The following is a 9,064-nucleotide window of genomic DNA, read 5'->3' as shown; positions in this document are numbered from 1 at the left end:
GATGAGCACCTACACGACTGTCGACATCCCGGTGGACGGCGGAGAGCTGCGCGCCGGGGTGTGGGGCCGCAGCGGGCCGCTGGTGGTGGCCGTTCACGGGACGACCGCGCACCATCTGGCGTGGGAGCCGTTGGCCCGGGACCTGGCCGTCGATCACCGGATCGTCGCCGTGGACCTGCGCGGGCGCGGCGGCAGCCGGGAGCTTCCACCGCCGTACGGGGTGGCGGCGCACGTCGAGGACCTGGCCGCCGTCGTCGATTCGCTGGGCGAGGGGCCGGTGATCGTCGTGGGTCACTCGATCGGTGGAACGGTCGCCGTCGAGGCCGCTCGGCAGGGGCTCGCCTCCCGCCTCGTGCTGACCGACGGCGGGCCGCTGCAGCCGGTGCCCGAGGGCGTTCCGGTGGGGGCGGGTGCGGCCGAGGTCGCCGCGGCCGTCGCGCGGGTCATGGGTCCGGCGTTCGGGCGGCTCACGCGGACGTTCGACGGCCCGGAGGAGTACCTGGCGTTCTGGCGGGCGCATCCGGCGCTGGCGCAGTGGCCGTCGAGCATGGACGACTTCGTGCGGGCCGATCTAGTGCCGGCGGAGGCGGGCGGATGGCGTTCGGCGTGTGTGCTCGCCGCCGCCGAACGCGACTCGGTCGACCTCTACAACTACGCGGGTGCGCCGGAGGAGCCGGTGCCCGTCCCGACGGTGCTGCTGCGGGCCGAACGCGGCATGCTCGACGAGCCGGAGCGGCCGTTCTACCCGCCGGGCTACGGGCCGAAGTGGCTGCCCGGTCTGGAGGAGCGCACGGTCCCCGGCGTCAACCACTACACGCTGGTACTGGGTGACGCCGGGGCGACCGCGATCGCTGCCGTCGTGCGCGGTCGGTGATTCCCGCCGTCAGCGGTCAAGCGTTCCGTACGCGCCGTCGTGGTAGACCAGGGGCGCGGCGCCGGGGCTGTGGTCGCCGACGACCGGTTCGCTGAGCACGATGGCGTGGTCGCCGGCCGGGACGATCTCGACGACGCGGCAGACCAGCCAGGCGACCGTGCCGCCGAGCAGCGGCACGCCGTGCGGCCCGCGGCGCCAGTCGGTGTAGGCCGCGAAGCGGTCGATCCCGCTCGTGGCGAACGTGGCGGCCACGTGCTCCTGACCGGCGCCGAGCAGGTGCACGGCGATGTGGCGGGCGCGTTCCATGGCGGCCCAGCTCGAGGAGTCGCGGTCGAGGCACACCGACACCAGCGGTGGGTCCAGCGACACCGAGGTGAACGACGTCGCGGTGAACCCCACCGGGCGGCTGCCGCCGACGGTGACCACCGTGACGGTCGTCGCCTGTTGGCGCAGCAGTTGGCGCAGGGCGTCGGTTTCGAGCGGCACACCCGGGCCCGACGTCGGCGCCGAGCGGCGCAGCGGAACGTGCGGAATGCGCGGGATGTGCGGGACGTGCGATGCGGCGATGCTCATGAAGCCACCTCCGTGAGGTGCGGGGGAGGAACTCGGGGAGTCACCGCGCCGGCCGCGAGGGCATCGGGGGCGGTCGGGCGGCGTGAGTCCGAACGCGAGACGGCGATGTCTGTTCGGACCGGAGGGTCGTGCCTGCTCAGCCCACCCGACAGAGATCGCTGGCGTAGTGCACGAGGTCGATGTGCACCCGGGCCACGAGGTGGAGGTCCGGTCGCCGCTGCATGTGACCGATCCTTTCCACGCATGAACGGTGAGTCAATGCGTTGTCGCCGACTGTGAGCCAGATTACCTAGCGGTCTAGTGGGAAAACAAGCCACCGGACGGTGCAACCGCCCGGCCTGCCGATGATCCGTACGCTGGACGGGTGAGCCCTCGCCGCAACCCCCGCCGGGACGAGCCGGTACCGCCGCTCGACCTCGAACGGGCGCAGCGCTACGAGGCCGTTCAGGCGTGGGCCGACGGCGAGTGGTTCGTCCGCAGCGTTCCCGGCACCGCGGCGCAGAAGATCTACCGCTGCCCCGGCTGCGACCAGGAGATCCGGCCCGGCGTCGCACACCTGGTCGCCTGGCCGGCCGACGGTCGCGGCGACACCGGCGACCGCCGCCATTGGCACACCCCCTGCTGGCGGGCCCGCGACCGCCGCCGCCCCACCTGAGAGGCTGTACGCATGGCTCCGATCCGGGCGAACTCCATCCTGCCGGCCCACCGCGAGGACATCGAGCTGCAGACCGCCGACGGGCTCACCCTGGTCGGCGAGCTCGCGCTCCCGGCCGACCGGCCGCCGGTCGCCACCCTCGTGTGCCTGCACCCGCTGCCCACCCACGGCGGCATGATGGACAGCCACGTCTACCGCAAGGCCGCGTGGCGGCTGCCGGCTCTCGCCGGACTCGCCGTTCTCCGATTCAATTCCCGGGGAACGTCAAGTGTGCGCGGCACGAGCGAGGGGGCGTTCGACAACGGCGACGGTGAGCGCTTCGACGTGGCCGCCGCCATCGAGTACGCGGAGTTCGCGGACCTGCCCTCGATCTGGCTCGTCGGGTGGTCGTTCGGGACCGACCTGGCCCTGCGGTACGGCTGCGATCCGGGGATCGTCGGCGCGCTGCTGCTGTCCCCGCCGCTGCGTTCCGCCACGGAGGAGGACCTGCGGGTGTGGGGCCGGTCGGGGAAGCCGGTCGTGGCGTTGGTGCCGGAGTTCGACGACTACCTGCGCCCGGCCGAGGCGCGCGAACGCTTCGCCGCGATCCCGCAGGCCGAGGTGATCGGCGTCGACGGCGCCAAGCACCTCTGGGTGGGCGACGCCGAGACCGTGCTCGACGAGATCGTCCGCCGCGTGGCCCCCGACTCGTACCCCCTCCCGCGGGAGTGGGCCGGCGAGATGGGTTCCGGCGACGCCAGCGCGTACGCCGACCGCACGGTCGCCGCCTTCCAGAACCGCGACGAACCCTAGCCGATCTTGCAGTTGTGGCGCCCGGCATGACCCGATTCGGGGTCTTGTGCGAGCGCCACAACTGCAAGATCGACGGGCTGCTACTCGTCCTTGTCGCCGGCCTCGGTCCGGTCGGCCGGCTGCGTCGTCCCGTCGGCACCGGCGGAGCCGTTACCCGCGCCGCGCTGGCCCCCACGGCGGCTCGAACCGCCCTGCCGGCCCGGCGTGTTACGGGCCGGCGCACCCTTGGTGGCGGTGCCCTTCGTGGAGCCGCCCTTGGCCGACCCCGACCGCCCCGAACCGGCACCGGGGATGCGGGCCGTCGTTGTGGTGCGGACGGTGGCCGCGGCGGCCGCCGTGCGGGCCTTCGCGGTCGGCTGCGTGGGCGTCGCGCTCGGGGCGGTTGCCGGCTCGGTCGTCTCGACGGTCGCGCCGTCGGTCTCCTTCGCGGTCTCCGTGGCCGTCGCGACCGGCGTGGAGTCCGGCCGGGCCGTCCCGGTCACCTTCGCGGCGGCGGGGTCGGCGTCGGCGGCCGGGACCGGGGTGCCGCCCCCGGACGGGCCGGGGTCGTCGCCGTCCGGGTCGCCCGGGGCGTCGGACTTTGCCGAGACGGGCGTGGAGTCGCCCGTACCGGTGCCCGCGCCGCCGTTGCCATTGGTGCCGCTGCCCGCGGTGGCTGTGCCGACGGCGGTCTTGTCGCTGGTGGTCTTGTCGCTGGTGGCAGTGGTGTCCGCCGCCGTGGTGCCGCCGGTCGAGGTGCCGCTGTCGGCACCGGCTTTCTCGGCGGTGGCCGTGGCGTCCGTCGGGCCGGTGCCGCCGGCCTTGGCTGCGCCGCTCGCCGCGCCGCTGCTCCCGGCGGCCGTGGCCACGGGCTCGGGCTTGGCGTTCTCGGTGTCGGCCGTCGCGTCGTCCGACTTCGTGGCGGGCACCTCGGTGCTCTCTGCGCCCGGCGCACCCGCGCTCGCGGCCCGGTCGGCGTCCCCTGTGGAGGCATCGGCCGTGGCGGCCGTCCCGCCGGCGCTCCGCGGCGCGGAGCCGTTGACGGCAGGCTTGGCGGTCCCGGTCGGCGGGGTCGCATCGTCGGTGTCCTTGGCGATCGAGGACCCGTCGGCGTCAGCGGCCGCACCGCTGTCCGTTGTGGACGGTGCCGACCCGGCGGTCGCGCCGCTCGTGGCGGTGCCGGTCCCGGCCGTAGCGGTGTTCGGCCGAGCCGACCCGGTCGCGTCAGGGGCGCCGGCCCCGGACGCGGTGCCGGCGAGTGCGGCGGAGGCCGTTGCCGGGGCCGCGGCGGCGGTTGCGGTCGTGGCGGCGGTGCCGGAGGACTCGGCGGTGGTGGCGGGCTCGGCGGCGCGGGCGGACTCGGCCGCTTCGGCGCGGGCGCGGGCGGCGGCCAGTTCGGCGCGGGCCTCCTCCAGCTCGGCGCGGGTGCGGGCGAGGTCGGCCTCCAGGCGTTCCTGGCCGGTGCGCAGGTCGTGCAGCTCGGCCACCAACTGCGTGGAGTCGCCGCGGAGGCGTTCGGCCTCGGCGTGCATGGCCGCGGCCTCGTTGCGCATCCGCACCGCGTCGGCCTCCGCGGCGGAACGCATCTTCGCCGCGTACGCCTCCGTCGCCTGCCGGATGGCGGTCAGTTCCGCCTGAGCGGCCTCGCGCGCCTGGGTCAGCTCGACGGCGAGGGCCTCGCGGCCCTGCGTGCGTTCGGCCTCCAGGGTGGCGCGCACGGTGGCGGCGTGGTGCTCGGCCTCCTGCCGAACGGCCGTCGCGTGCTGCTCCGCCTCCCGGTGCAGCGTGGCGGACTGGTCCTTGGCGTTGGCCTGCACCTCTGCCAGCTCCGCGGCGGCCCGCTGCCGAAGCTCCTCGGCCTCCTGGCGCAGCGCAGCCGCTTCCTCGCCGGCCCGGCCGCGCACGTCGGCCAGCTCGGTGGCGACCTGCTGGCGCTGGCGTTCGGCCTCCTCGCGGATGGGCGCGAGCTCGACCTCCAGCGCGATCCGGGCCCGCTGTCCGGCCTCGTCGGCCTCGGTGCGCACCCGCTCGGCGTGCTCCTCCGCCTCCCGCTTGACCTTGGTGGCGTGTTCCTCGGTGGCGCGCTTGAGCTCGTCCACCTCGGCGAGCTTCTGCTCCAGCTGCCCGCGCAGCGGCGCGACCTCGTCCTCGGCGCGCTTGCGGATCGCTTCGGCCTGCTGTTCGGCCTGCTCGCGCAGCTGCGCGGCGTGGTGCTCGGCCTCGCTGCGCAGCTGCTCCTGCTCCTGCTTGATGGCGTCGCGGCGCTGCTCGCACTCCACCTCGAACGCCGCCCGCAGATCGCGCAGCTGCGACTCGGTCTCGTTGCGCACCTGCTCGGCGTAGGCGAGCGTGGCCTCGCGCAGCCGCTGCGCCTCCACCTGAGCGGCCTCGACGGTCGAGGTGCCCTCGGCCCGGGCGCGGGAGGCGTCCTCGCGGGTCTTCTGCAGCTCGGCCTCGACCTCGGCCCTGCGGGCGGCCGCCGCGGCGTCCTCCTCGTTGCGCCGGGCGGCGAGGGCCAGCTCGAAGTCGCGCACGGCCTGGTTGGCGCGTTCCCGGGCGTCGTTGAGGATGCGGTCGGCCTCGGCGCGCCGGGACTCGACCTCCTGCGAGGCGCCGCCGACGATCGCCTCGGCCTGCTCCTCGGCGAGCGCGAGGATCTGCTCGACCCGCGCCCCCAGGTGCCGGAACGACACCGGCCCGCCGGTCGCGACCCGGCGGCGCAGCTCGGTCAGCTCCGTCTGCAGCGAGTGGATCTGATTGGCGAGCCCGTGCGCCTGGTTGAACGCCTCGTCCCGCTCGGCGCTGAGCGCGGAGACCTCGGCCTCCATCTGGGCCACGAAGCGGTCCACCTGCCGTTTGTCGTAGCCGCGCAGGGCTACGTCGAACGACGGCTCCACCGCCGCGGGCTCGGGCCCGATGGGAAGGAACTCTGCGCCGTGAGACATGGCACCATCCTCACACGCAACGTCCCGTCACGTCCGGCTAGCGGGCCGGGTGACGGGACGCGCGTCGTTCGCCTCGATCAGTCGGATGCTGTCGCGGGGGTTACCCCGTCGCGGCATCCCTCAAGCGGTGACCTTAGTGGCTCCGTTGTCTCCCGCGTTGCCCGGCTTGGCATCTTTCGTGTCGGCCGGTGCCGCCGCCTGCGGAACCTGCGGCACGATGCCGGCGAGACCGGAGAGCATCTGGCCGAGCTGCGCGGTGACCGCGTCCTTCTGGCGGGTCAGGTCCTCGACCTCGCGGCGGGCGGCGGTGGTCCGCATGTCGGCCTCGGTGCGGGCGTCGGTGAGCTGGCGGTGCGCCTCGGCACGGGCCTCGTTGACGGTCTTCTCGGCGAGGGCCTTGGCCTTCTCGATCGTGTCGTTGGCGATGCGCTCGCTCTCGACCCGACGGGCCTCGGCGCGCTGCTCGATCTCCTTGGCGCGGTCCTCGGCGGCCCGGGCCCGCTGCTCGGCCTCGCGCACAAGCTTCTGGGTGGCGGCGACGGCGGAGGTGTGGCGCTGGTTTTCCTCGCGCTCGGCGCGCTCGCGGCGCTCGGACAGCTCCTCGTCGAGGGCCTGCAGGTCCTTGTCGCGCTTGTCGCGGGCGTCGGAGAGCAGCTTGGTGGCCTCGGCGCGCTTCTCCTCCGCCTCGCGGGCGGCCTTGGCGCGCAGCTGGGTGATCTCCCGCTCGGCGGTCGCGCGCAGCGTCGCGACCTCGCGCTCGACGGTGGCCTTCAGCTCGGCGACCTCGTGCGCCGTGGCGGCCCGCAGCTGCTTGGTCTCGCGCTCGGCGTCGTTCTTCAGGGTGTCGGCCTCGCGCCGCACCTGGACCCGCAGCTCGGCCGCCTCCCGCTCGGCCGCGGTGCGCAGGTTGCTGGCCTCGCGCTCGGCGGTGGCCTTCATCGCGGCGCTCTCGGCCCGGGCCTTGTCGGTGATCTCGCGGGCCTCCAACCGCGCGGCCGACACAATGCCCTCTGACTCCCGCTTGGCCTCTCCGCGGTGGTCGTTGGCCTGCTCCTCGGCGAGCCGGAGGATCTGCTCGACGCGCGTGCCCAGCCCGGACAGCGTCGGTCGGCTGTTCTCCTCCAGCTGCTTGTTGGTGTCGGTGAGCTTCTGCTCCAGCTGGGACAGCCGCTGCTCGGCCTGGCGCAGCCGGCGCTGGGCGTCGCCCATCCGCTGCTCGGCCTCGGCGCGCTGCTGCTCCGCCTGCACGAGGGCGCCTTCGCGCTGCTGGACGAAGTTGTCGACCTGCGCGCGGTCGTAGCCGCGAAGGACGACGCTGAATTCGGTCGCGCCGCTGGCACCGTCGAAGAAGGCGAGGGAGGACTGCTGCTGCTGCTGGGCCATTGGCACATACTTGCAGAACATCCCCCCTGTGCCGCAAGGCCGTACGGACGATGTCCAGTCCCCGAAGGCATGGTCATTTTCCGGCGGCCAAGCCGTTACCCGGGGTGGGTGTAAATCGTACGGATATGCCCCTTCGTGCAAAAGGTGAAGCGGTATTAACGTCGATCTTCGACCCGGAATCAGCGCGCCGGTTCGACCAGTTCGACCAGGACGCCGCCGGCATCCTTGGGGTGGACGAAGTTGATCCGGGAGTCCGCGGTGCCGCGCTTCGGCTGGTCGTAGAGCAGGCGCAGCCCGTGGGAACGCAGCGTCGCCGACGTCTCGTCGATGTTCGCGACGGTGTAGGCGAGCTGCTGCACACCCGGGCCCGAACGGTCCAGGAACTTCGCGATCGCGGAGTCGGGGCGCAGCGGGGCCAGCAGTTGCAGCCGGTCGCCACCCTCGCCGACGGCCAACATCGCCTCACGCACACCCTGCTCGTCATTAGTCTCCCGATGAACGCAGCGCATGCCGAAGACGTTCTCGTAGAAAATGATCGCGGCGTCGAGGTCGGGGACGGCGATGCCCACGTGATCGATGCGGAGGGCCTTGATCGGCGGCGGCGGGGAACTGTCGGTCATGCCGCTAGTCTGAAACCTAACCACCGTTAAGGACACCCAGGGGGTAGCCGAATGACCTCTGTGATCGTGCACGGGGCCCGCACGCCGATGGGCCGCCTGCTCGGTGCGCTGAAGGATCTGCCCGCCACGAAGCTCGGCGGCGTCGCCATCAAGGCGGCGCTGGAGCGTTCGGGCGTGGCGCCGGAGCAGGTCGAGTACGTGATCATGGGGCAGGTGCTGCAGGCCGGATGCGGTCAGATCCCCGCCCGCCAGGCCGCTGTCGAGGCCGGCATCCCGATGGCCGTCCCGGCCCTCACGATCAACAAGGTGTGCCTGTCCGGACTGGACGCGATCGCGCTCGCCGACCAGCTCATCCGCGCCGGTGAGGTGGAGATCGTGGTGGCCGGCGGCATGGAGTCCATGACCAACGCGCCGCACCTGCTGCTCGGCCAGCGTTCCGGATACAAGTACGGCGACGTGACGGTGAAGGACCACATGGCGCTCGACGGGCTGACCGACGCGTGGGACGCCTGCTCGATGGGCGAGTCCACCGACGTCGTCAACGAGCGCTACGGGATCACCCGGGCGGCGCAGGACGAGTTCGGGGCGCGCAGCCATCAGCGGGCCGCGGCCGCGCAGAAGAACGGTCACTTCGCCGAGGAGATCGTTCCGGTGGAGATCCCGCAGCGGCGCGGCGACCCGATCGTGGTCAGCGAGGACGAGCAGATCCGGCCGGAGACCACCGTCGACACGCTCGCGAAGTTGAAGCCGGCGTTCCGCAAGGACGGCACGATCACGGCGGCGACCTCCTCGCCCATCTCGGACGGCGCGGCCGCGGTCGTCGTGATGAGCCGGGCCAAGGCCGAGGAGCTGGGCCTCACCTGGATCGCGGAGATCGGCGCGCACGGCAACGTCGCCGGGCCGGACAACTCGCTGCACGCTCAGCCGGCCAACGCCATCCGGCACGCGCTCAAGAAGGGCGGGCTGAGCGTCGCCGACCTGGACCTCATCGAGATCAACGAGGCGTTCGCGGCGGTGGGGCTGCAGTCCATGGCAGAGCTGGGCGTCGACGCGGAGAAGGTCAACGTCAACGGCGGGGCGATCGCGCTGGGTCACCCGATCGGGATGTCCGGTGCCCGGCTCGCCCTGACCCTCGCGCTGGAGCTGCGGCGACGCGGCGGGGGCACCGGTGCGGCGGCGCTGTGCGGCGGCGGTGGCCAGGGCGACGCGTTGATCCTTACCGTCCCCGCCAGGTCATGAGCGG

General features: G+C 73.3%; 8 protein-coding genes. 4 read left to right on the top strand and 4 right to left on the bottom strand.

Annotated elements, in window-relative coordinates; translation table 11 throughout:
* A partial coding sequence (locus tag Val02_RS46655; RefSeq protein WP_203905837.1) for an alpha/beta hydrolase occupies positions 1 to 874 on the top strand: 874 nt, incomplete at its 5' end.
* 9 nt (positions 875 to 883) lie between these two features.
* Here Val02_RS46655 and Val02_RS46650 read toward each other — a convergent pair.
* A complete protein-coding gene (locus Val02_RS46650; RefSeq protein ID WP_203905836.1) occupies positions 884 to 1,447 on the bottom strand; it encodes a flavin reductase family protein in 564 nt (187 codons plus the stop codon).
* Between the two features lie 364 nt (positions 1,448 to 1,811).
* Here Val02_RS46650 and Val02_RS46645 point away from each other — a divergent pair, with 364 nt between their 5' ends.
* Both Val02_RS46645 and Val02_RS46640 read left to right on the top strand, forming a co-directional pair.
* A complete protein-coding gene (locus tag Val02_RS46645) occupies positions 1,812 to 2,102 on the top strand; it encodes an Rv1322 family protein (RefSeq protein WP_203905835.1) in 291 nt (96 codons plus the stop codon).
* 12 nt (positions 2,103 to 2,114) lie between these two features.
* Entirely contained in the window at positions 2,115 to 2,894 is a 780-nt protein-coding gene (locus Val02_RS46640; RefSeq protein WP_203905834.1) for an alpha/beta hydrolase, read from the top strand.
* A gap of 80 nt (positions 2,895 to 2,974) precedes the next feature.
* Here Val02_RS46640 and Val02_RS46635 read toward each other — a convergent pair whose 3' ends face one another.
* The 3 genes from Val02_RS46635 to mce form a co-directional block, all read right to left on the bottom strand.
* Positions 2,975 to 5,818 (bottom strand): coiled-coil domain-containing protein, encoded by a 2,844-nt coding sequence (locus Val02_RS46635; RefSeq protein WP_203905833.1) that lies wholly within the window; start codon positions 5,816 to 5,818, stop codon positions 2,975 to 2,977.
* Positions 5,819 to 5,938: 120 nt separating this feature from the next.
* On the bottom strand, positions 5,939 to 7,201 hold the full coding sequence (locus Val02_RS46630; protein WP_203905832.1) for a coiled-coil domain-containing protein: 1,263 nt from the start codon (positions 7,199 to 7,201) through the stop codon (positions 5,939 to 5,941).
* A gap of 179 nt (positions 7,202 to 7,380) precedes the next feature.
* Positions 7,381 to 7,821 carry a methylmalonyl-CoA epimerase gene (gene mce, locus Val02_RS46625; protein WP_203905831.1) on the bottom strand — a complete coding sequence of 147 codons (441 nt, stop codon included), beginning with the start codon at positions 7,819 to 7,821 and terminating at the stop codon, positions 7,381 to 7,383.
* Between the two features lie 51 nt (positions 7,822 to 7,872).
* On the opposite strand from mce, the gene Val02_RS46620 reads away from it, so the two are divergent.
* Positions 7,873 to 9,060, top strand: a complete 1,188-nt coding sequence (locus Val02_RS46620) for an acetyl-CoA C-acetyltransferase (RefSeq protein WP_203905830.1) — start codon at positions 7,873 to 7,875, stop codon at positions 9,058 to 9,060.
* Positions 9,061 to 9,064 lie beyond the last annotated feature (4 nt).

This window comes from Virgisporangium aliadipatigenens, from assembly GCF_016863615.1.
Taxonomy (GTDB): domain Bacteria; phylum Actinomycetota; class Actinomycetes; order Mycobacteriales; family Micromonosporaceae; genus Virgisporangium; species Virgisporangium aliadipatigenens.
This window is presented reverse-complemented; position numbering and strand designations above follow the sequence as displayed.